We start from the raw sequence: 22,592 nt of genomic DNA, 5'->3' as shown, positions 1-22,592 counted from the left end.
TCCAGGGCCTCATGGGCCCTGGAGCTTTTTAGCACTTATAGAGATTCTTTAATGACCTTCTTGTAATGAAATACGGAAAGGATTCCGAAGATCGAATACAATGCCGTGTATAATGCCATAACGATGATCATCGGTGTCCAAACTTCGGTCCCGAATAAGAACCATCCTGATTGGACTGCGAAATAACTATGAAGCAGCCCGACGACTAAAGGAATGCCGAAATTGAAAACTTGTTTTGCTTGGATTCCTCTTAACAAGTCACCTCGCGTGAATCCCAGTTTCCTTAAGATGGTGTAATTGGATTTTTCACCTTCACTTTCATCCATTTGCTTGAAATACAGGATGCAACCGGATGTGATGAGGAAGGTTAATCCCAAGAAAGCGACGATGAACATGATAAGACCCATATTCTTCTTCTGAGTGTTGAACATTTCAAATTGGGAATCATTCACATGTTCTTCTTTAAAACTCATTTTATTGAATAGATCATTCGCTTTTTCAAGTTCAGCTTCATCCTTCACATCAATACCGATATTTACAGATGATACTTTTTGGATCTTCGGGTCGACATCCTTTTTCAAACGGTCGAAAATCGTTTGGTCTACAATGGCAACGGGCAATCCGCCATTCGTGAAGTAATAGGACAGGATGCTATCATCATTCAATCCCATGTATGTTTGCGGAATCACTTCGTTTTTGCCCTTCAGTTCAATCTTTCCGGAATCCTTCAAGGACATGACCTTCTCCATCATATTACTGTATCCGCTGAAAAGGGTCTCATCTTCAGCAAGGTTGATTCCTTTAACGGATTCATCACTGATGACGGGAACAGTCATGATGTCAGGATCAAAGTTCACTCCTTCGAGGCTCGTTTCCATTATTTCCTTTACATTGACATCCACTTGAATGACATCGATCACCTTTTCGTCATAATCAATTTTACTGTCTGATAATGCTTTTTTGAATGCATCTGCATCTTCCGTATCCGTCATCGAAAAATCGGTGGGGATAGAGCTTTGTGCCATTTTCTCCGCTGAGTAGTAGGAGATATAGCTTAATGATAATAACCCGATCGCCAAAGCGGAAACGGTCGTGATGATCGTCAATAATATCGCATTCGATTTCATCCGGAACATGATGGATGAAAGGGACAATACTTCATTAATGTTCAAATAGCCATTTTTCTTTTTACGGATGATATTAAAGATGAAGCTTACGGATCCTTTATAGAATAGGTAGGTACCGATGATGACGGTTGCCAAAATGAATATCATGGCCATAAAAAGCTCGGTCATCTCTGTAAAAGCTCCATCGAATAATTTGGATGAAACGACATAGCCAGCAATGATCAGGATGATCCCGAATATCCCGAGGATCATTTCGAACATCGAAACCTTTTTCACTTTTCCTTCCGTCATTGAAGTCACTCTAAATAATGATAGAATGGTCTGCCTTTTAATGAAGGCATAATTCATCAACATGATGAAAAGATAGATGGCGCTAAAAACGAGCAAGGTTTGCACTAGCGGCTGAAAAGAAAATTTAAGGGTTGCGATTGCCTGGACACCCATTATTTTAAATAGGATCATGATAATCAATTTTGAAGCGGCAAACCCTACAAAGATTCCCAGGAATACGGAACAGTAATACAGGATCAGGTTTTCCACACTCAGGATCCGGAATATCCTGTTCTTCGTCATGCCTATCAATTGGAATAAGCCAATTTCTTTACTGCGTCTTTTTATGAAAATGCTATTTGCATATAAAAGGAATATGGAAACAATTGCAACAAGCAGGATCGATGCAGCCTTGATGGAGGCGGCCCCTTTCACCGTACCCTCCGCTTCATCCAGCGCTGGGTCATATTGCAAGGTGACAAAAGCAAAGTAAAGGGAAGCGCTGAAGACCAGGGCAAACACATACAGATAATAGTTCTTCAGATTTTTCTTCAAATTTCGCAAGATGAGTTGATTAATGCTCATTTTGAACCCCTCCCAATACACCTTGTGTTTTCATGATGTCCTTGAAGAAGGTTTGTCTGGATTGTTCACCTTTATTCAATTGTGTATATATTTGTCCATCTTTAATGAAAATGACTCGGCTGCAATAACTAGCCGCCACTGGATCATGGGTTACCATGATGATGGTCGCTTTGCGCTTTTGATTCATTTCGCTCAGTTTGTTCAGTAAATCGGAAGCTGATTTGGAATCAAGCGCCCCAGTCGGTTCATCCGCAAATATGATGCTTGGATCATGGATGAAAGCCCGTGCTGCAGACGTACGCTGTTTTTGACCGCCGGAAATTTCATTTGGGTATTTATCCTTCACTTCATATATGCCAAGTTCCTTCGCCACGCTATCAAACTTTTGTGCCGCTTCGTTATTGGGCGTTTTGGTAATGGACAAGGGCAGAAGGATATTTTCTTTGACAGTCAGTGTGTCCAATAAGTTATATTCCTGGAAGATGAAGCCTAGATGGTTCTTACGGAATTCGGCCAACTTCTTTTCTTTCATCCCCGAAATCTCTTTTCCATCGATCGTAATGGTGCCGTTGCTGATTTTATCAATCGAGGAAAGGACATTAAGTAAAGTCGTTTTTCCTGAACCGGATGCACCCATGATACTTACGAATTCACCTTCTTGTATGCTTATATCAAGACCCTTTAATACTTCTTGTTTATTGAATTTATTACCATAGCTTTTATGGATTTTTTTCGCTTCTAATATATTCATTTGGATACACTCCTTTTTTTCTATATCCTCATTATAAAAGGCCATGTATTTCTTTTCCTTCGTTTGGACGAACAAAGAATAAAAGCATGTGACACTTTTGTCACATGCTTGTGATATTCACGAAATCATTCCTTTTTGGGAAGGTCAAGGTAAAGGTCGTTCCGGTTCCAAGCTCTGATTTCACGTCAATGGAGATGAATAGGGACTCGGCTGCATTCTTTGTTAAATATAAACCCATGCCTGTTGCCGCAGTGTCACGATGATTTGTCGTGGAAGTGAATCCTTTATCAAATATGCGGGATAAATCCTTTGGGTCGATGCCCCGTCCAGAATCTTTCACTTCAAGAACCATTTGTCCAGCTTGTTCATGGCTATATATCAGGATATCTGAGTTTTCACTGTATTTAATGGAGTTGGTCAAGAGCTGCCTCATGATGAAGGCCAGCCATTTGGCATCAGTAAGCACTTCGGTTACATCCAATTGTATGTCGAAGCCGATCCCTTTTTGAATGCACCATGATTGCAGCGTTTTAATCTCATCAAAGATTATTGTTTCCAAATCGGTTTTCTCTATATACAAATCATTTTCGATGAAAGGCATGCGCCCTTGATGGAGCTGCTGATCAAGAAGTAGGTGAATGCGGAGCCACTCATAAGTCAAATGCGATTTCAGCAATTCATCATCCAAGCGGTCAATCATTAAATGCATCGCCGTCAATGGTGTCTTCACTTCATGAATCCAAGCTAATAATTCATCCTTCTCCTGCTCTAAAGTCATCTGACCAATTGATGCCGATTGCTTCAATATTTCGGTTTGGTTAATGATGCTGTTTTCTATGATTTTTTCGAAAGGACTTTCTGGTTCGGCTATATTCGTAATATCCAGGTTGTCTTCCCGCGCTTCTAAACTTTTATAAAAATATGTTTCTTTTTTATAGCGGAATATCAAAAATATAATGAATATGAGCAATGATAAAAAAACAATATACAGTATGGGCTTTAACGGTATCGCCGTATCAAGATAAGCGACAAAGATAATGAATAGATGAAGAAGTATGTAGAATATGATCCAGCTGAACCTTTCCACGAGAAATTTTCTGATCATGCATTTGCCTCTTCTACGGCGATATAGCCCTGTCCAACCTTCGTTTCGATAAAATGCCCTAAACCCAGTTCATCCAATCTCTTTCGTAAACGGTTCACATTCACTGTAAGGGTGTTATCGCTTATGAAACGTTTGTCATCCCATAAGCTGTTGATCAATTCTTCACGGCTTACGATCTTGTTTTTCTGTTCAATGAGTTTTTTTAAGATGAAAATTTCATTTTTCGTCAATTCGATTGTGCCAGTCTCGGCCGACACCGTGTTCTTCTCGTAATCCACAGTTGCGCCGCACCAGGTTTTCAACTCGACCTTTTCGGTATTGTAATTATAGACACGGCGTAGGGTGGCCTGTATCTTTGCGATGAGTACATCGAAATGAAAAGGCTTCTGGATAAAATCATCAGCTCCAAGCTGCATGGACATCACCATGTCGGTAGGATGATCACGGGAAGATAAAAAGATGATGGGAACATTGGAATGGGACCGGATCATTCTGCACCAATGAAACCCATCAAACTTCGGTAACTGTATATCAATGATGACCAAATCAGGTTTTATTTCCGTGAATTCCTGAACCACTTTACTAAAATCGCCGATTCCGTAAATATCATAAGACCATTGCGCCAATCTATCTTTAATTTCATTGAATAACGTCGTATCATCTTCTATCAATAGTAGTTTAAACAAAAGGGTTCACCGCACTTTCCAGCATTTTCTTAAAAGTATATAGTAAAAACTCTATAGGTTCTAGAGGTAGGGAGGAACAGGAACTGTAATAGCCTGACGGTTGTGTGTAAACCATTATTATATTAGAATTGACAATAACGAATGGAGGAAGTGAATTTATGTCTGATTTTCCTAATTGCCCTGCATGTGATTCAGAATATACATACGAAGACGGAAGCCTTTTTGTTTGCCCGGAATGCGCCCATGAGTGGGCGGTGGAAGCGGAAACGGAAAATGGTGATCAAAAGAAGATTATCAAGGATGCTAATGGAAATGCCTTGAACGATGGTGATACCGTTACGGTAATCAAGGACCTTAAAGTGAAAGGGAGCTCATCCGTCTTAAAAATGGGCACTAAAGTCAAAAGCATCCGTCTAGTTGATGGAGATCATGATATTGATTGCAAGATTGATGGTTTTGGTGCAATGAAATTAAAATCCCAATTTGTTAAAAAGATATAATTATAAAAAACGGCCTAATCCATTGATTAGGCCGTTCTTTATTACGTTAATGATTCCTTCTTAATAAACTTTGTCACCGTTAAAGATTGAGTTCTTAACGACCACATAGTCCACATTCCGGATGGCTTCCAACTTGGTTCCGCCGGAATATGAAATGGAAGACTGAAGATCTTGTTCCATTTCCTTCAATGTATCTTCCAAAGATCCTTTGTGCTCGACATACATCTTTTTACCTTCAACGTTTTTCTTTTCACCTTTTTGGAATTCAGAAGCTGAACCAAAGTATTCTTTAAAGGCCTTTCCATCTTTCTCGATCGTTTGACCTGGAGACTCTTCATGTCCAGCAAATAGTGAACCGATCATGACCATGGAAGCTCCAAATCTAACAGATTTAGCAATATCACCATTCGTGCGAATGCCGCCGTCAGCTATGATTGGCTTGCTTGCCGCTTTTGCACACCAGCGAAGTGCAGCTAGCTGCCAGCCGCCCGTTCCAAATCCAGTCTTGATTTTAGTGATGCAAACTTTCCCTGGCCCGATGCCAACCTTTGTAGCATCCGCACCGGCATGTTCCAATTCCCGTACCGCTTCAGGAGTTCCCACATTTCCTGCTATGACAAAACTTTCAGGTAAATGTTTTTTAATATGCTGTATCATCTTTATCACGGCATTGGAATGGCCGTGTGCAATATCTATAGTAATGTATTCAGGCACAATGTTGTCAGCCGATAATTGTTCAATGAATCCGTATTCTTCTTCTTTAACGCCGACACTGATGGAAGCGATCAACTCTCGTGAATGCATATCTTTAATGAAAGTCAGTCGGTTTTCTGGCTCAAAACGATGCATTACATAAAAGTAACCGTTTTCAGCTAAGTAAATGGCAATCTTTTCATCAATGATCGTTTGCATATTGGCAGGTACTACAGGTAACTTGAATGTATGTTTACCCAAAGTAACGGATGTATCACACTCAGAACGACTATTTACTACACATTTTGCAGGAATTAATTGAATATCTTCATAATCAAACACGTTTTCCATGTTATGCACCTCTATATACGAATATTTTTATATTTTTTTATTAAAATTGTTCGCCCAATAGGTAATGTACATCATTTTTGACAGTAAGTCAAAAATTTAATGGTTTTATTTTGATTTTATTTCAGCTTGATGGAAAATCCGTTAAAAGGCAGGAAGCTGAAAAAGGCGAACGAACATGATACTATGGAACGTTGATTTCCTCTTCAGGCACTCGCTTTCCGTGGGCGGTCCGCACTCGGCGCTTTTGCGCCTGTGGGGTCTCCCCAGGACTCGCTTTTCTAAGCAGGAGTCTCGCACACCCGCTCCAATCAACTTTGTTTTATTTAGATAGAACTCCTTTTGTTTACAAACTAAATAATAATTGTTTGCCAATAGTTTTTTTGTAGGTTTGTAAAATGGGAACGTTGTTTCCTCTCCAGGCAATCTGCAGGTGAACTCGCTTTCTTTGAGTTTGTCGACCTAATGGGAATGGTTTCAACCAGCACCTTGGTTAAGACTAGGTTATCCTTCATGTTTTTTACAGTAATCCTTAATGGATTGAAGAAATTTGCGACACTCCTGCCGAATAACTGGCTAGCCGAGACTCCGGAGACGCTTGCGTCGAGGAGGCTTGGCAGACAGTCGGCGGAAAGGGAGCGGATTTCTGAAATCAACTCGAATGAACCTTGGTTAAGACAAGGTTATCCTTCATGTTTTTTTACAGTAATCCTTAATGGATTGAAGAAATTCCAGCCGAATAACTGGCTAGCCAAGACACCAAAGGCGCTTGCTTTGATGAGGCTTGGCAGACAGTCGGCGGAAAGGGAACGGATTTCTGAAGTCAACTCGAATGTTTTTATTTGTCCACAGCCTTAAATACTTAAGTATTTTCACCAATCTGTATGACTATTACACCTTTACGTTTTTTTACATCTTCTTAACGGGACCGACATGGCACTAAGTTAAAATGATAATGGGTAACGAATAAGAATGGGGGGATTGGCATGAAGGTTGAATTACATTGTCATACGAACATTTCAGATGGTTCCAGTTCTTTTGAAGAACTATTGGAGACTGCAAAAAGGGAAAGCATTGGCCATATAGCGATTACGAATCACGATACAACGATGAGATTGCAAGAGATGGTGGAACGGGGAAAGGAAATAGGAATTGAAATCATCCCTGGAATAGAAGTTTCTGGTTATGACTTTGCAAGAGGAAGGCGTGTACATATTTTGGGCTATTTTGTTGAGCCTGGTCATAAGGCACTTGAGGAGCTATGTAATCCACTGATTCATAAGAGGAATGCAGCTTCTGAAAAAATGGTGGAACGGCTGATTCATGCAGGATATCGAATAACTTGGGATCAGGTTTCTAAATTCAGGGGAGGAACCGGTGTTTATAAACAGCATATTATGCTGGCGCTGCGCGAATCGGGGTATACGGATTCTATCTATGGAGATTTGTATAAGAAGATCTTCAGTCGCGGCCAAAATGGAGAAGAGCCAGGCATAGCCTTCATTCCTATGGAGTATGTGGATGCCATCCTTGCTGTGAAGGCGATTCGTGCTGCCGGAGGCGTTCCGGTCCTTGCTCATCCTGGACAATACGGGAGCTTCGAAATTATTCCCGATCTTGTAGAAGCAGGGCTTGAAGGGATTGAAGTTCTTCATCCTCATCATGGTCATGAAGAAGAGGAAAGAGCGATTTCATATGCAGATCAATATAATCTCATTAAGACAGGAGGTTCGGATTTTCATGGGGATTATGGGGAGAATCCGATTCGGCTTGGCAGCATGAGCCCTGGAAAGGAATGTGTGGATGCTTTGAAATTAAGGAAAAAAAGCATGTCCATTAATGATGTGGTATTGAAAAATATCGATCTATGAAACCAGGAGTTTTGCTGTGAAAGCGACCTGATCATATGCTGGATGTCGTATTGAAAAGATCCATAAAATAAGTATTCCCTTTCGTTCTGGTAATTGACCAGGACTTTTTTTTTACAAGAAAATCATGGTAGCTTCATATTTTCTCATTACACTGACACTAACAAGGAAAAATAGGTATTGGACAGATCTAATATTTAAAGGGGGATTTCTGTTGGCGGAAAAAAACTTTTTAGTGGATCATTTAATATCGGAAATTAAGAGTGGGACCTTTCAATTGGATAAAAAGTTACCTTCAGAGCATATACTCGCTGATCAATTTAATGTTCCAAGAATAGTTGTCAGGAAGGCATACGAGCAGCTTCAAGATTTAGGCTTTATCTATTCAAAGCAAGGTAAGGGAAGTTATGTCCAGGAAAGCAAGAAGCAAATTCCGTTAATTCTATCCGGAGATGTCAGTTTCACCGAGAAAATGAAAGAATTCCAGTTTTCCTTTCAAACGAGTACTATTTTTTGCGAAGAAATTTCTTATGATCAGAAGATTTTTCAAAGCCTCGAGGCGGAAAGGGATGACAAGGTCTTTAAAATTGGCAGGCTTAGGTTAATGGACGATTTCCCGATTGCTCTTCATACATCTTTTGTAGCAAAATCAACATTTCCTGAAATTGAAAAGGACGGTCCTGATATTACCTCTATGTTTCAATATTATAGGCAGCGTGGCTTTGTGGAATTCGGATCCAGCAGCAGTACACTGAACGTGATTTTTCCTACTCTTTTCGAACGGGATATTTTGCAGTGTTCAAGTTTAATTCCACTTTTGCAAGTGGAATCGTTATGCCGGGATAAGCGGAGCAATCAAGTCCTTGAGCACACGGTCATAATCTATCGAAGCGATTGTTTCACATATGTTATATAAAAACTTCCATTCCAGATATCGCTCGAATTCACAAGTAAATGCTCTGAATTCACGAGTAAAAGTACGAAACTCACGAGTAAATGCTTCGAATTCACGAGTAAAAGTACGAAACTCACGAGTAAAGCTCGAATTCACGAGTAATGGCACGAAATTTTGAATAGTGTAGGTCCGGCTTTAACAAATTTCATACAAGATTTACTCTTTCTTAACGTACGTTCACTTGGCAACAAGATACATTGAAGATGTAGCGGGAAACTAAAACATTGGAGGCCAATGGAATGAGAAGAAGGGAAAGAACCGAGATTTTGATTCAAGGCTCTGAGGACATTGCGAAGGAATTTGCCAAGGAAATAGCAATGAAATATAAAGTTACCGTCATTCAAAAGCCAGAGAGTGCCCTTGTGTTGCTAAAGACAAGGGAAACGGCAAAAAAGAGCTTGTTTTATCTTGGGGAAATGCTGGTGACTGAATGCACGGTCCAAATTCAGGATTCAATTGGGATTGGTATCGTTAAGGGACATCGGGAAGAGCTGGCACATCGTTTAGCTATCATTGATGCTGCTTATCAGGCTGATCTTGGCGAAACGAGATCATGGTCACATGTTTTGGAAAATGAGAAGGAGAATATACAGAAAAATCTTCAAGAGCTGAATCGATCAATCTTAAGAACCAAGGTAAACTTTGAAACAATGGATGTTCAATAAGGGGGGAAAGTAATGAATTTGGATGTAGTTCATGATATACAAACTGTTTATAGAAAGCTTGTAACGGCGACTTCAAGACCTGGAACTTTAGTGGTTTTGGAGAGGGAAGCCAAGACTTTGGATGTTCAAATGGAATGCCTATCTTCTACTATCCTGCTTGCACGAACGGTACTTGACCCTGAAGTGACTTTTAAGGTCATTGCAAAGGAGGGGGAGGCGGTGTCAAGAATGATCAATCAGCTTACTTATTCAAAGCCTGTCGATTTGCCGGAAGCGGATTTTATCTTTATTTTACATGATGCCTCCGAGGAGCAAATGAAGGAAGCGATAAATAAAGCAAAGGTAGGAAATCTGTTTAACCCCCATGAATCGGCAATGATCATTCTAGAAGTGCCGGATGTAACGAAAGGGGACTCAATGATTCTTTCTGGACCGGGAATTCAAGAGGAATCATTCATAAGCCTCCCGAATGTCTCCGCCTGGCTTGGTGTAAGGAACGAAAAAAACATAGAATTCCCTTTAGGAATCGATATGTATTTTGTGGATCAACAAGATCGTTTAATAGCTTTACCGAGAACGACTCAAATCAAAGAAAATGGGGGTGAGATTATATGGGATATGTTGCAGTAAAGGGAGGAACAAAGGCGATTGAGGAATCGATCAAACGCTTAAAGTATGAACGGGTCAAAAAAGGGACGGCTATAGAGCTGCATAAGATAGAAGCTGGGATGAGAGGGTTGATTGATCAGGTTATGTCAGAAAGCAGTTTGTATGATCAATCACTGGCTGCACTTGCCATTAAACAGGCTGAAGGCAATCCGGAAGAAGCTGTTTTCCTCTTGAGGGCCTATCGATCCACTTTGCCGCGAAAACATGTTTCACGTGTGATCAGTTCTGAAAATATGAAAGTGGAACGGCGGATTTCAGCTAGTTTTAAGGATGTACCTGGCGGACAGATTTTAGGTGCCACGACCGATTATACACATCGGTTACTAGATTCGGAGCTGGAAAATGAATCGGATATAAGCATTCAAGATTGGTTACGGGCTTTTCAAGAAGAAAATCATTCAACAGAATATCAGAACCATATGGCTGATTTAAACTCTCTGCCTAAAGTTTTGGACTACTTAAGAAGTGAAGGCTTATTAGCAAGCTGTGAAAACAATGATTTGCAGCCTGGGGATGTCACAAGGAAAAGTCTGGAGTTTCCTTCAATGCGGAGTGAACGCCTGCAAATTTTAACAAGAGGCCAAACCGGTGCAGTGACATCACTTGCTTATGCAGTCATTCGTGGATATGGTGCACTGCACCCGACAGTAGGGGAGCTGCGGGTAGGTCAGCTGCCCGTCCATCTCGATCACCCGCTGCTCGAAGGGAAAGAGGAAGATAGCTATTATATTGGGGACTTTACAGCAACGGAGGTAGAGATGCTCATTCCGCTTACGGTAGAGAAGGAACAAGGCAAAAAAGAAATAGAGTTTGAAGTTGGCTATGGCATGTGCATGGGACAAAATGAAACAAAAGCAATCGCAATGGGCATCCTGGATAATTGCCTGGAAAAACCCAACAAGGAGTTTCCAAGTCACAACGAGGAATTCGTCCTTTATCATATAGATTCAGTTGAATCAACGGGTTTCATCTCCCATTTGAAGATGCCTCATTATGTTACGTTCCAATCCAAGCTTGATAGCATCCGGAAGTCAAAAGATAAGACCACAGAGCAGGAGGTTGGATCGCATGAATAAAACCTATAATTTTGCATTCTTTGATGAAGGGTCGAAACGGGAGATTAGAAGGGCAACACTGAAGGCGATTGCCATTCCCGGTTATCAAGTCCCATTCGCTTCAAGGGAAATGCCGATTGGGCGTGGTTGGGGCACGGGCGGCCTGCAGTTGACATTGTCATTGATTGGAAAGGATGACGTCCTTAAGGTGATCGACCAAGGTTCGGATGAATCCGTTAATGCCGTTAACATAAAAAAACTCGTATCTGACACCACTGGGGTAAGGACGACGGATAGCACAAAAGATGCCTCTTTAATCCAGTCTAGACACAGGGTGCCGGAAGTGCCGTTGCAACGAGACCAGATTTTAATTCTTCAAGTTCCATTACCGGAACCTTTAAGGAATTTTGAGCCGAGCGAACATGAAACGAAAAAGCTTCATGCTGAGAGAGAGTATAGCGGTGCATGGCTTATGTTATTTGAACAAATCATGAAGTACGGAATAATGGCGACGGATGCAGACCATCCGGTGATGGTCCACGACAGGTATGTCATGGCACCAAGTCCAATACCAAGATTCGATAATGCCAAGCTGGACGAAAGTGAAGCACTCATTTTGTTAGGTGCAGGCAGGGAGAAAAAGGTATATGCAGTACCTCCTTATACAAATGTATCATCTTTGGCATTTGATGATTACGAATTTGAAATCGAGTCCTTTACAAATCATGCTTGCATTCTCTGCGGGTCCAATGATGTGTTTTTGGATGAACTTGTTGATGAGGAATCAGGGGGAACGTATTTCCTATGCAATGATACAAGCAATTGCCTTGAAATGGTCAATCAAAAACAATCATTGGGAGTGAATTAAATGTCTGTGCTAGAGGTACCCGTATTATCGGTTAAACAAATGAACAAACAGTACGGTAACGGATGTTCAATTTGTAAACATATGAAATTAGGAAAAGTGGCGAAAAACTATTGTCACGAATGCGGGACGGTATATGCCTGTAGAGATGTGACGTTTGATTTGTATCACGGTGAAGTTCTAGGAATTGTAGGGGAAAGCGGCAGCGGTAAATCCACTTTAATGAAAAGTTTATATTTTGACGAAGAAGTAACAGATGGAGAAATGTATGTGGCGGGCTTTGAGGATGGAAAAAAGAATTTATTCATGGAGTCAGCCCAGAAAAAAAGATTCGTTCGAAACCACCTGATGGGGAAGGTTTATCAAAACCCGATTCTAGGGTTGAAAATGGATTTCTCCTCGATAGGCAATATTGCTGAGAAGTTAATTTCAGCTGGGAACAGACATGTTGGCAGCATGGAAACAAGAGGCGCCGAGCTTCTTGAAGCAGTCAATATTCCCATTCATCGAATGAAAGAAGAACCAAGGAATTTCTCAGGCGGAATGCAGCAACGGGTCCAGATAGCAAAAGCATTGTCCAACAATCCCCCCATACTGCTTTTGGATGAGGTCACCACGGGTTTGGATTTATCAGTTCAAGCAAGTGTTTTGGATCTAATTAAAGGTCTCCAAAGAGATTTGAATATCAGCATTGTATTGGTATCCCATGATTTGGGCGTAATCCGAATGCTTGCAGACCGTACGCTCGTCATGCTGGAGGGTAAAGTAATCGAGCAAGGTTTAACAGATCAAATACTTGAAGATCCACAGCATCCTTATACCCAAAAATTAGTACACTCACTGCTGTAAAAGAAACTAAAGGAAAATGGGGGAAGAGACATTGTTGCTGATTAAAAATGGAAAAATAATTACGGAAGACTCGATCCTGATGGACCATGATCTCTTAATTAAGGATGATAGAATTTGCCGTATTGCACCTGTGGGAGAAATCGAAATGAGTCCTGAGATGGAAGTGCTGGACGCTTTGGGTGGATATGTCTCACCTGGTTTCATTGATCTCCATTCGGATTATATTGAACATATGACTGCGCCGCGCCCGACTTCTTTAATGAATTTTCAATTGAGCTTAAGAGAAACGGAAAAGGAACTGATTACGCACGGGATCACGACCATGTTTCATTCTCTGTCGCTCTATAAATCCACTGAATACGCATATAAGCCAATTCGGGAGCCTGAGAATGTAAGGAAGCTCATCGACTTAATTGATCAAACACATACGATGAAGCACCTGGTCCGTCATCGGTTTCATGCCCGGTATGAAATCGATAATTTGGAGGATATTGATAGTTTAAAAGAATATGTTTCCGAAAAGAAAGTGCATCTGGTCTCATTCATGGACCACACTCCAGGACAAGGGCAGTATCGGCATCTAGAGATATATCGAAACACTTTAAGGGGGTATAACAATTATAGTGATGAAGCCATTGATGTGATGATCCGGACTCATCAAGTGAAAGAAAAGCTGACGATTGAAAGAATGAAGGAAATTGCACTTCTAGCAAGGGAAAATAATATTGCCGTTGCCTCACATGATGATGATTCAATAGAGAAGCTTGAATTGGTTCACAGCTTCGGAACAAGTATAAGTGAATTTCCAATCACACTTGAGATTGCCCGTAAGGCCCATGATATGGGGATGTATACCATAGCTGGTGCACCAAATGTGCTTTTGGGAGGTTCTCATAGCGGGAACTTAAGTGCCTCTGAAGCCATTCAGGATGGAAGCATAGACATATTATGCAGTGATTATTACCCTGCGGCCCTGCTGCATTCAATGTTTGAATTGGTCGAAAACCATGGGATGGATCTTGTCGATATGTTTAAGCTAGTTACGATTAATCCCGCAAAGGCAGTCAAGATGGAGGACGAAATTGGATCGATTCACGAAGGGAAAAAGGCTGACATACTTATTATTGAAAAAATTTCGGGTGATTTCCCTGTAATAACAACTGTGATTGTAGACGGAAAATTGATTCAAAAAACGAATTACAGGATCTAAATTTTAGAAAGCGGGTGGGAAAGTGGAGAACATATTGGAGATCAATGATTTATCAAAGTCTTTTATTTTACATAATCAACGCAAGAATATCCATGCGGTCAGCAACATTACGATCACAGTGAAAAAAGGCGAATTCATTGGCATTACAGGCAAGAGCGGCAGCGGAAAATCAACGATCCTAAAATCGATTTATGGTACCTATCGGGTTCAAGAAGGAGACATCTGGTATGAATCTTCCCACTATGGTGCGATTAATCTAGCAAAAGCTACAGAAAGGGAAATGATATACCTGCGTAAGCATGAGATAGGCTATGTATCTCAATTTTTAAATGTCATGCCAAGAACTACAGCAAGGCAGCTTGTTACCGGTGCCATCCTTGAAATGGGACAAACCAGGGAAATGGCCAATATCGAAACGGAAAAAATCCTCGACCACTTTGAAATAGGAAAAGAGCTATGGGACAGTTACCCTGCTACTTTTTCAGGAGGGGAGAAGCTAAGGTTAAATATAGCAAGAGCAATGGTGAAAAGGCCGCGGCTCCTCCTGCTGGATGAACCGACTGCAAGTTTGGATCACGATTCTAAAGTGAAGGTGAAAACCCTGCTGGAACAGCTAATGAACGAAGGAACGACAATGCTGGGTATTTTTCATGACTTGGAGTTCATGAATCGGTTAGTAAATAAAGAATATAGCATACAGAATGGATGTTTTACTCAAGCTATTCAAAAAATTTAACGACGAATTCACATAAATTTTACTGAATGTTCAGCCTCCTTAACGGCAGGTTAGTATTGTACCGGTATTGTTTTATGGGAAGTGACTGAAATAAGAAAAGATCTTTTAAATAGGAGGGAAGATTTAACGTGAAAAAATCGATGATGTCCATATTGATGTTAGTTATTTTGCTGGTGTTCACAGGCTGTTCTTCCACTAGTTCAACAGGTGCAAATGAAGATGATATATTAACCGTAGCATGGCTGCCAAATGAATCCGGGGAAGATTTAGGGGAAGCCCGCGATGAAATCGGGAAGATCTTGGAGGACGCCACAGGAAAGAAAGTCGAACATAAGACCACTACGGACTATAACATTGCAATCGAGGCAATTGCTAATGGAAACGCGGATTTAGCATTCCTGGGAGCGCAAGGATATATTGAAGCAAACAACAAAAACGATAGTGTTCAGCCTCTAGTTGTTCCAAGCGGTGAATCAGGTACGTTGGATGATGCAGTCTATAATAGCTGGCTGGCCGTTCAAAATGCAGATGACTATAAAATTAACGGCGAATACAAGATAGACGGTATCCAAGGGAAAAAGTTCTCTTTCGTATCAAATAGCTCAACATCTGGCTTCAAAGTCCCTTCCACAGGAATCGTTGATTATTTTTCGCAGCAAGATAAGTTTAAGGAATTAACGGCCGAGGATTTATTGGAAGGCGGGAAAGATAAATTCTTCAGTGAAGTGCTTTATGGCGGTTCACACCAAGGATCGGCTGTTAATCTTTTGACCGGGAAAGCGGAAGTGGCGGCTTTTTGTGACACATGTGTCAATAATTATGTGGAGCTGGCTGATGGGGAAGAGAATAAAGCAGGTGCCGTGTATAAGGTGAAGAAGGATGCAGCTGAACCCTTCAACACAGTTGTAGATAAGACATTCTCACTCATTTCAGTGACTCCGGTTCTGAATGCACCTTTCGTTGTTAACACCGAATTAGTCAGTGAGGAGACACGTGAAAAAATTCTTGAAACGTTGATGTCCGATGAAATGGCAAATAATGAGAAAGTTTTCGTACCGGAAGATTCTAAGTTATCAGGTCTATTTAAACGGGTGAGCGGAAAAGAAAGATTGGTAGAAGTTGAGGATGACTGGTTCAATCCAATCCGGGAATTATCTAAATAAAGGCAGTAAAATGTAGGAGGAGCATACATGAAAACATTATTGGAAGTGAAAAATGTCTCAAAACATTTTGGAAATGGTACAAAGGCGTTATCCAATATTGACTTCACTGTGAAAGAAGGAGAGTTCGTTTCTATCATAGGGCCATCTGGAGCAGGGAAATCAACTCTCCTTCGATGCATCAATAGGATGATCGATGCTTCTAGCGGAGAAATCATTTTTGATAATGATCATGTATACAAGGTGAATAAAAGGGAGTTAAAGAAAGTACGCAGGAAAATAGGGATGGTTTTTCAGCATTACAATCTTGTAAATAGACTAAGTGTGATTGAAAATACCCTGCATGGACGATTAGGCTATAAATCTACACTGGCTGGAATCCTTGGCCTTTATAGTGAAGAGGAGAAACTTCAGGCTGCTAAAGTTCTCCAAATTCTCGGTCTGGAAGATCAAATCTATAAAAGGTCCGATCAGTTGAGCGGAGGTCAGAAACAACGGGTTGGCATTGCGCGGGCGCTTATCCAAAATCCTAAATTGCTATTATGCGATGAACCGATTGCCTCTCTTGACCCGAATTCTTCCAAAGTGATCATGGATCATTTAAGGAATATCTGCACTTCCATGGGGATCACAGTCGTAGTCAACCTGCATCAAGTCGATGTTGCCCTGAAGTATTCGGATCGAATCATCGGTGTGAATGGCGGGAAGGTTGTTTTCAATGGCACAACTCAAAATATTACCTCAAATGATATCCATCAGATTTATGGATCAGATGAAGGAAAGTTGATTTTTGATTTGGGAGGTTCCCATGTCGGCTGATGTTTTTGCAAAAAAGAGAAGAAATTCACTTGTATTGTTTTTGCTTATTGGGGCTGCGACGGCTGTTTCCATTATCATTACAGAATTCAGCATCGCAAAAGGGGTTACTTCGGTTCCTAAGGCCATACAATGGTCGTTATCGAACTTTTATCCAACAAAGGATTCCCTAACCAAACTCCCGGACATTTTGATAAAGCTGAAAGAAACGCTTTTAATATCCGTTGCTGCAACCACATTCGCGGGAATATTGGCCTTTGTATTTGCGATATTGGGTTCCAATACGACAAGGGTGAATGCTTTTTTCGGAGGGTTTAGCCGCGGGGTAGCAGTTTTATTTAGAAATATTGATGTCTCAATATGGGCGTTAGTTCTGTTATTCTCATTTGGACAAAGTTCCTTGACCGGTTATTTTGCCTTGTTTTTCGGATCCTTCGGGTTTTTAACAAGAGCTTTCATTGAAACGATCGATGAAGTGAGCTGCAGTTCCGTAGAAGCTTTGCAGACAACCGGCGCAAGTTATCTAACCGTCATTTCGCAGTCTGTTATCCCTTCAACAATTCCGCAAATGATCAGCTGGGTACTTTTTATGATTGAAACGAATATCAGGAATGCAACATTGGTCGGACTGCTTACAGGATCGGGTATTGGTTTTACGTTTAATCTTTATTATAAAAACTTGAGTTATGACATTGCCAGTCTTGTCGTCATTACGATCATCATTTCGATATTATGTATTGAATTGATCTCAAATTATGTGAGGAGGGTGATTTTATAATGCAGGCAGAGGGTCCAATCAAACCATTTCCTTCTCCTACTGGACAGGATTTAGATAAAATGCTACTTGAACGACTAGCCAAAAAGCCCTTCTCGAAATCTTCGATCGCCATTAGGTTGAGTGTGCTGGTACTAGCAGTTTTGACCATATACGCTTTTGCCAGTTTTGATTATAAGGATGTTAAACTGTGGGACGCGCTATTATTGACCGTCGATAATTTGAAGACCATGTTTTTTGAGCCGCATTTGAAGCACTTTACCTTCACTCAAGCGCTTTATCAGGTGTCGATTACATTGGGTTTAGCTTTCTTAACGACAATATTTGGTGCAATCATTGCCCTGATGTTGGGACTATTAGCGGCTGGAAATATCTCGTCCAAGCCATTATCGATTGTCATAAAGGGATCGGTTGCCCTGATTAGAGCCGTACCTACCGTATTATGGGTCCTCATTTTTGCAGTCGCAGCAGGGTTGGGCAGTGTAGCGGCAGTTATAGGGATGACGTTTCACTCCATAAGTTACCTTGTAAAGGCCTACTCGGAATCCTTCGAGGAAATTGATAAAGGTGCCATAGAAGCCCTGCAAGCAAGCGGAGCGAATTGGTGGCAAATCGTGTTCCAAGTCATCATTCCATCTTCGATCACTTATATCATTTCATGGACTTTCATGCGCTTTGAAATCAATTTTGCAGTGGCGGTCGCAATGGGCGCAGCGGCAGGCGCAGGAGGAATCGGCTTCGATATGTTCATGGCAAGTGGATTTTACTTTGACTTGAGTGAAATTGGAGCAATCACTTATTTTATCCTGATAATTGCAATCTGTCTTGAAATCTTCGCAACACAAATCAAAAGGAAACTTAAAGTATCATCTTGATGCTAGAATTGGGAAATATGGGTTCTGCCCATCTATCAATTTGGTGCAGCCCCCGACAGTCCGTTCGTTTCATAGAATGCATGAAAAAAGACCACAAAATGAAGTGGTCTCTTTGTTTGGAAATCGATTTAAATGTAGTCATTGTCATGAAAGGCTTATATAAGGGCGGACTTTATTTCTTGTATCTGTTTGATATGCCTTTGTTCATGTAACGATAATAATTCAATCCATTGATCCAATGAGAGGTCCCCGAACAGGGGATGCTTGGCTTTCTTTCTGCTTAACAAGATATCTGAATCCATATCATAAAGAACCTGTAATAAACGATCCCTTGATTCTGCCAGAAAATCCATAAGGCCCGATAATTGAAATGGGGTTGAAGAGGGTGAAACGATTTCAGGGGATACGAATTTCTTTGTTCTATTAGTAACCAGGTAAATGTTTTTTTGAATGATATTATTAAAGTCCCTTTCCCGAATGCCATTTGCTATAGCTTCTGTAAACACCTGTTCCGTAAGATATAAATGATGGCAAATTTGGGCGATGCTCCATACTTCAGATGCAGGCCTATGGTGGAGCATTGTTTCATCCAACTCCGTAATTTCCTCTATTAACTGGTTTCTTGATTCGAATAGCAAATCATACTCGATATAATTCATGAGAACCCCCCTTTTGTGACACCTCGATTTGAAAGCATCACGGAATTTTTGTTATGGGAAAAAAGGGATATCGACTGCATGACAAATGCAATAAAACTAAGATGAAACGATGTGGTACTTATAAAAAAACGCATTGATCTCAAAAGAATTATGATTTTTATTCATTGATGGAATATGAATGTCTAATGGGGTGTGACACTATGCATATAAGGAAGGTTCTATTTGGGAAAGATCGTCAAAGATATCTCGCATTGTAAAAAAAAAGCATGTTTCATGTGTAAGACCTTGCTTCAAAGATTGGCTTTTATGTTGTCTTGAGGAAGATATGCAGAGCTGAAGTCAGGTCAGTACTTCCAGGGACTACATTTTTTGGAGCTTTGATACCCTATCATGCCTATGCAAAAAAGTTAAGTTTATGCCTACGCGCTTCAATACAAGAATGCGACGTCCAGGGCTTCCTCTGATGAACCGGATAATGTATACTGGCATTCACTAAAAGAAGTTGGACATTGGAATTGATTATATCTGAATTATAGCACAGTTAATATTTTCCTAGAAATAATTATATGAAAAAAGACGGAAGGTTTACACATCGTCTTTTTGCTTTTTATATTGGATAGACTATCAAGAGAAAAGTTGCTAACGCAATGGGGAGCTTATAAACTGAAGATAGACAAAATGAACGAGGATGGTGAATCCCAATGGCTAAAACAATAGTCGAAAAACTGAATTTACATAAATATGAACGGGTTGCAGTCTTGAATCTGCCAGCCGGGGCGGATTATTTAGCGGAGCTGCCGGATTACGATACAGAGCTTAATGAAAGTGCCTATGATCTTATATTTGCTTTTGTATTGGATATGGATTCTTTAAAAGGAATCGTGGATAAGGTGATCGAGAACAATCACTTGAATAAAAATGGCTATATTTATTTGGCGTATCCCAAGAAGGGGAATAAAGAATATGCTACATATATTCATCGTGATGATCTGATGCAAGGCCTTGGTGCGGATGATGACGGTTATGTTGGCTCGAGTGACCTGAAGTTTGCACGTATGGTTGGGTTGGATGATGTCTTTACGGTAGTTGGACTAAAAGAAGATTCGAAAAATAGAAACCGTCCATATACTAAAGCAAGCCAATCAGTAGATGATTATATCGAAATGATTTCTGAAATTGAGAAAGATTTGCAGGATTATCCTGATTTGCTTGCGTTCTATCAATCACTTACCCCAGGGTATCGCAAGGATTGGGCTCGTTACGTGTATAGTGCAAAACAAGAGGCGACCCAAGTGAAACGGCGCCAGGAAATGAAAACGATTTTAGGAGAAGGTTACAAGAGCAGGGATCTATATCGAAGAAATAAATGAGGGTGGGGAATGTCTTCCATTCTCTTTTTTCATGTTCTGTTCATCCTATCAAAAGCATATACTAGACCGAATCAAAACTTAAATCGTAATAATTATGATTTGTGAGGTGGTAGAATATGCTTTTGAAACGATACACGGCAAATTTGCTGTTAGTGATGCTGCTGTTTTCGATGCTGGCATTCTTTTTCCTAGGCGATGTATTCATTCCCAAAGCGATTGATCTCTCGGGCTACCCGATGCTTCACTCTGTGTTCGTCGTGTTTTTGGGATTGTTTTTAGAATCGATTCCTTTTCTGTTCCTGGGGGCCATTGCCTCATCGTTCATCCAGTTGTTCATCAGTGAAGAAATCATTCAGCGGATGATACCAAAAAGACCCCTGACGGCCATTTTTGCTGCGATAGGGGCGGCGCTGATCATTCCGGTTTGCGAATGTGCAATCATCCCGGTCGTCCGGAAATTGATTCAAAAGGGTGTCCCGGTCCATGCAGGTGTTGTCTTGCTCGTAACTGCCCCAATATTGAATGTCATCGTGTTCGGCTCAACTTATTATGCGTTCCAAAATAATCCGGCCATTCTATATGGAAGAATCATTCTTTGTGTCCTGACTGCCATCATCGCAGGTTTATTCATTCATATATTCAGCACGAAAGATGTGGTGAAAGAGGATAAAGTGGAACTGGTTCACGGGGATGAACATGATATTCAGTCCAGTAATAAATGGACAAGCTTCATGGAACATACTTCACAGGAATTTTTTATGGTCGGCAGATACTTTATCATCGGGGCCTTGTTTGCCAGTGTATTTCAAGTGTTTATGGATCGGTCCGTAATGGCGGATATTGGTCAGGCACCAATAAAAGGCACGGCATTGATGATGGGAATTGCATTTGTGCTTTCACTCTGTTCATCAGCTGATGCATTCGTTGCCGCCTCCTTTTCCCATAGTTTTCTGCCAGGATCTTTACTCGGTTTCCTTGTATTCGGTCCCATGCTGGATTTGAAAAATGTCCTTATCATGATGTCCTGTTTTAAACGGAGCTTCGTCGTCACGTATGTCCTGCTTGTTTTCGCAGTCGTATTCAGTCTCTGCCTGATTGCAGGCGGATTGATCAGTAAGGGGGGCTTCTGATGAAACGTTTATTTATTCAAAGACTTGAAGGATTGCTGCTGCTTGGACTGGGCCTCATGATCTTTAAATTGTATGTTTCAGGATATTTAACGAAATTGATTGCACCCAAAATGATTCCATATGCATTGGCGGCGCTTTTTGCCTTTTTAGTGATCAGCCTTCTCAGAATGAAAAAACAAAAGCAAGGTGGACATCATTGTAATTGCGGATCGAATGGAGAGTCTTCCTCGTCGGCACTGGTCCTGAAATATAGTTTGTTCTTCATTCCGATTCTTCTGGGCTTCATCTTGACCGATTTTACATTAAGCGGCGAAGTGCTGGCGAAAAGGGGGCTGGCGAAGCAGCAGACACAGATGGTAAGTTCTTATGATCCAGGGAAACATGCGAATGGGGAGAAAATCTCCGTAACCGATGATAATTATTTTGAAGTACTGGATGATTTACTGAACAACCTCGATACGATCGAGGGGAAGGAAATAGAGATTTCGGGGTTCATATACCGTGAGGATGAATTTACGAAAAAACAAATGGCCATCTCCCGCCTCTCCATGTCCTGCTGTGTGGTCGATGCGACGTTATACGGATATATGGTCAACGGGAACGTGGAAGGAATGAAGACGAATGATTGGTATACGATTACAGGGACATTAAAAAAAGGAAGCTATAAAGGGGAACCCGTACCGGTGATCGATTTAAAAGAGTCGAAGAAAATAAAGGCACCCGAAGAAGCTTATTTATATGAAAATGTACAAATCATTCAGTAGAATTGGAAAACCCGGAAAAAGGATGCTTTTGCCGAGCAGGAAAATCGTGCGCTGCGGTCGAAAAAAACGGAAACGGCGCCATTTGTTCGGAAGCACGTAACATAGT

24 protein-coding genes are annotated in these 22,592 nt (G+C 40.9%); 18 read left to right on the top strand and 6 right to left on the bottom strand.

What is annotated here, in order from left to right:
- Window positions 1-35: 35 nt before the first annotated feature.
- From MKY17_RS21065 to MKY17_RS21050, 4 genes are all read right to left on the bottom strand, one after another.
- On the bottom strand, window positions 36-1,982 hold the full coding sequence (locus tag MKY17_RS21065; RefSeq protein ID WP_098372049.1) for an ABC transporter permease: 1,947 nt from the start codon (window positions 1,980-1,982) through the stop codon (window positions 36-38).
- The gene (locus tag MKY17_RS21060; protein WP_098372095.1) at window positions 1,972-2,733 is read right to left on the bottom strand and encodes an ABC transporter ATP-binding protein; all 762 of its coding nucleotides are present in this window, start codon (window positions 2,731-2,733) and stop codon (window positions 1,972-1,974) included. Before MKY17_RS21060 ends, MKY17_RS21065 begins: the two co-directional genes overlap by 11 nt.
- 100 nt (window positions 2,734-2,833) lie before the next feature.
- Complete coding sequence (locus MKY17_RS21055; protein ID WP_098372050.1) at window positions 2,834-3,838, bottom strand: sensor histidine kinase; 1,005 nt, start codon at window positions 3,836-3,838, stop codon at window positions 2,834-2,836.
- Window positions 3,835-4,524 carry a response regulator transcription factor gene (locus MKY17_RS21050; RefSeq protein WP_098372051.1) on the bottom strand — a complete coding sequence of 230 codons (690 nt, stop codon included), beginning with the start codon at window positions 4,522-4,524 and terminating at the stop codon, window positions 3,835-3,837. Before MKY17_RS21050 ends, MKY17_RS21055 begins: the two co-directional genes overlap by 4 nt.
- 158 nt (window positions 4,525-4,682) lie before the next feature.
- On the opposite strand from MKY17_RS21050, the gene MKY17_RS21045 reads away from it, so the two are divergent.
- On the top strand, window positions 4,683-5,024 hold the full coding sequence (locus MKY17_RS21045) for a zinc ribbon domain-containing protein YjdM (RefSeq protein ID WP_098372052.1): 342 nt from the start codon (window positions 4,683-4,685) through the stop codon (window positions 5,022-5,024).
- 60 nt (window positions 5,025-5,084) lie between these two features.
- Here the strand turns inward: MKY17_RS21045 and guaC are convergent, their stop codons facing one another.
- A complete protein-coding gene (gene guaC, locus MKY17_RS21040; RefSeq protein ID WP_098372053.1) occupies window positions 5,085-6,068 on the bottom strand; it encodes a GMP reductase in 984 nt (327 codons plus the stop codon).
- Window positions 6,069-6,578: 510 nt separating this feature from the next.
- Here guaC and MKY17_RS21035 point away from each other — a divergent pair.
- From MKY17_RS21035 to MKY17_RS20970, 14 genes are all read left to right on the top strand, one after another.
- On the top strand, window positions 6,579-6,923 hold the full coding sequence (locus tag MKY17_RS21035; RefSeq protein ID WP_339200566.1) for a hypothetical protein: 345 nt from the start codon (window positions 6,579-6,581) through the stop codon (window positions 6,921-6,923).
- Between the two features lie 128 nt (window positions 6,924-7,051).
- Window positions 7,052-7,936: a PHP domain-containing protein gene (locus tag MKY17_RS21030; protein WP_141993967.1), complete on the top strand. Its 885-nt coding sequence runs from the start codon at window positions 7,052-7,054 to the stop codon at window positions 7,934-7,936.
- Between the two features lie 211 nt (window positions 7,937-8,147).
- Window positions 8,148-8,849 carry a GntR family transcriptional regulator gene (locus tag MKY17_RS21025; RefSeq protein ID WP_339200565.1) on the top strand — a complete coding sequence of 234 codons (702 nt, stop codon included), beginning with the start codon at window positions 8,148-8,150 and terminating at the stop codon, window positions 8,847-8,849.
- Between the two features lie 278 nt (window positions 8,850-9,127).
- Window positions 9,128-9,553 carry a phosphonate C-P lyase system protein PhnG gene (gene phnG, locus MKY17_RS21020; protein WP_141993965.1) on the top strand — a complete coding sequence of 142 codons (426 nt, stop codon included), beginning with the start codon at window positions 9,128-9,130 and terminating at the stop codon, window positions 9,551-9,553.
- Between the two features lie 12 nt (window positions 9,554-9,565).
- The gene (gene phnH / locus MKY17_RS21015; RefSeq protein WP_141993964.1) at window positions 9,566-10,183 is read left to right on the top strand and encodes a phosphonate C-P lyase system protein PhnH; all 618 of its coding nucleotides are present in this window, start codon (window positions 9,566-9,568) and stop codon (window positions 10,181-10,183) included.
- Window positions 10,165-11,298, top strand: a complete 1,134-nt coding sequence (locus MKY17_RS21010) for a carbon-phosphorus lyase complex subunit PhnI (RefSeq protein ID WP_339200563.1) — start codon at window positions 10,165-10,167, stop codon at window positions 11,296-11,298. The genes phnH and MKY17_RS21010 overlap by 19 nt, the downstream gene beginning before the upstream one ends.
- Window positions 11,291-12,145 (top strand): alpha-D-ribose 1-methylphosphonate 5-phosphate C-P-lyase PhnJ, encoded by an 855-nt coding sequence (locus MKY17_RS21005; protein ID WP_098369890.1) that lies wholly within the window; start codon window positions 11,291-11,293, stop codon window positions 12,143-12,145. Before MKY17_RS21010 ends, MKY17_RS21005 begins: the two co-directional genes overlap by 8 nt.
- Window positions 12,146-12,991 (top strand): ATP-binding cassette domain-containing protein, encoded by an 846-nt coding sequence (locus MKY17_RS21000; RefSeq protein WP_141993961.1) that lies wholly within the window; start codon window positions 12,146-12,148, stop codon window positions 12,989-12,991.
- Window positions 12,992-13,022: 31 nt separating this feature from the next.
- Complete coding sequence (gene phnM, locus MKY17_RS20995) at window positions 13,023-14,201, top strand: phosphonate metabolism protein PhnM (protein WP_098369892.1); 1,179 nt, start codon at window positions 13,023-13,025, stop codon at window positions 14,199-14,201.
- A 22-nt stretch (window positions 14,202-14,223) separates the two neighbouring features.
- The gene (locus MKY17_RS20990; RefSeq protein ID WP_141993959.1) at window positions 14,224-14,937 is read left to right on the top strand and encodes an ATP-binding cassette domain-containing protein; all 714 of its coding nucleotides are present in this window, start codon (window positions 14,224-14,226) and stop codon (window positions 14,935-14,937) included.
- A 128-nt stretch (window positions 14,938-15,065) separates the two neighbouring features.
- A complete protein-coding gene (gene phnD, locus MKY17_RS20985; RefSeq protein ID WP_339200561.1) occupies window positions 15,066-16,100 on the top strand; it encodes a phosphate/phosphite/phosphonate ABC transporter substrate-binding protein in 1,035 nt (344 codons plus the stop codon).
- 27 nt (window positions 16,101-16,127) lie between these two features.
- Window positions 16,128-16,916, top strand: a complete 789-nt coding sequence (gene phnC, locus MKY17_RS20980; protein ID WP_098369895.1) for a phosphonate ABC transporter ATP-binding protein — start codon at window positions 16,128-16,130, stop codon at window positions 16,914-16,916.
- Entirely contained in the window at window positions 16,906-17,691 is a 786-nt protein-coding gene (locus MKY17_RS20975; RefSeq protein ID WP_098369896.1) for an ABC transporter permease subunit, read from the top strand. The genes phnC and MKY17_RS20975 overlap by 11 nt, the downstream gene beginning before the upstream one ends.
- Window positions 17,692-17,750: 59 nt before the next feature.
- The gene (locus MKY17_RS20970) at window positions 17,751-18,563 is read left to right on the top strand and encodes an ABC transporter permease subunit (protein ID WP_144526807.1); all 813 of its coding nucleotides are present in this window, start codon (window positions 17,751-17,753) and stop codon (window positions 18,561-18,563) included.
- A gap of 155 nt (window positions 18,564-18,718) precedes the next feature.
- Here the strand turns inward: MKY17_RS20970 and MKY17_RS20965 are convergent, their stop codons facing one another.
- A complete protein-coding gene (locus tag MKY17_RS20965) occupies window positions 18,719-19,222 on the bottom strand; it encodes a DinB family protein (protein ID WP_339200558.1) in 504 nt (167 codons plus the stop codon).
- Between the two features lie 701 nt (window positions 19,223-19,923).
- Between MKY17_RS20965 and MKY17_RS20960 the strand changes: the two genes are divergently transcribed.
- The 3 genes from MKY17_RS20960 to MKY17_RS20950 all read left to right on the top strand — a co-directional run bounded on the left by MKY17_RS20960 (window position 19,924) and on the right by MKY17_RS20950 (window position 22,486).
- Window positions 19,924-20,592 carry a YdeI/OmpD-associated family protein gene (locus MKY17_RS20960; protein ID WP_339200556.1) on the top strand — a complete coding sequence of 223 codons (669 nt, stop codon included), beginning with the start codon at window positions 19,924-19,926 and terminating at the stop codon, window positions 20,590-20,592.
- 116 nt (window positions 20,593-20,708) lie between these two features.
- The gene (locus MKY17_RS20955; protein ID WP_098369899.1) at window positions 20,709-21,722 is read left to right on the top strand and encodes a permease; all 1,014 of its coding nucleotides are present in this window, start codon (window positions 20,709-20,711) and stop codon (window positions 21,720-21,722) included.
- Entirely contained in the window at window positions 21,722-22,486 is a 765-nt protein-coding gene (locus MKY17_RS20950) for a TIGR03943 family protein (RefSeq protein WP_339200555.1), read from the top strand. The genes MKY17_RS20955 and MKY17_RS20950 overlap by 1 nt, the downstream gene beginning before the upstream one ends.
- The last annotated feature ends 106 nt before the right edge of the window (window positions 22,487-22,592 follow it).

Source organism: Peribacillus sp. FSL P2-0133 (genome assembly GCF_037975445.1).
Taxonomy (GTDB): domain Bacteria; phylum Bacillota; class Bacilli; order Bacillales; family DSM-1321; genus Peribacillus; species Peribacillus simplex_E.
This window is presented reverse-complemented; position numbering and strand designations above follow the sequence as displayed.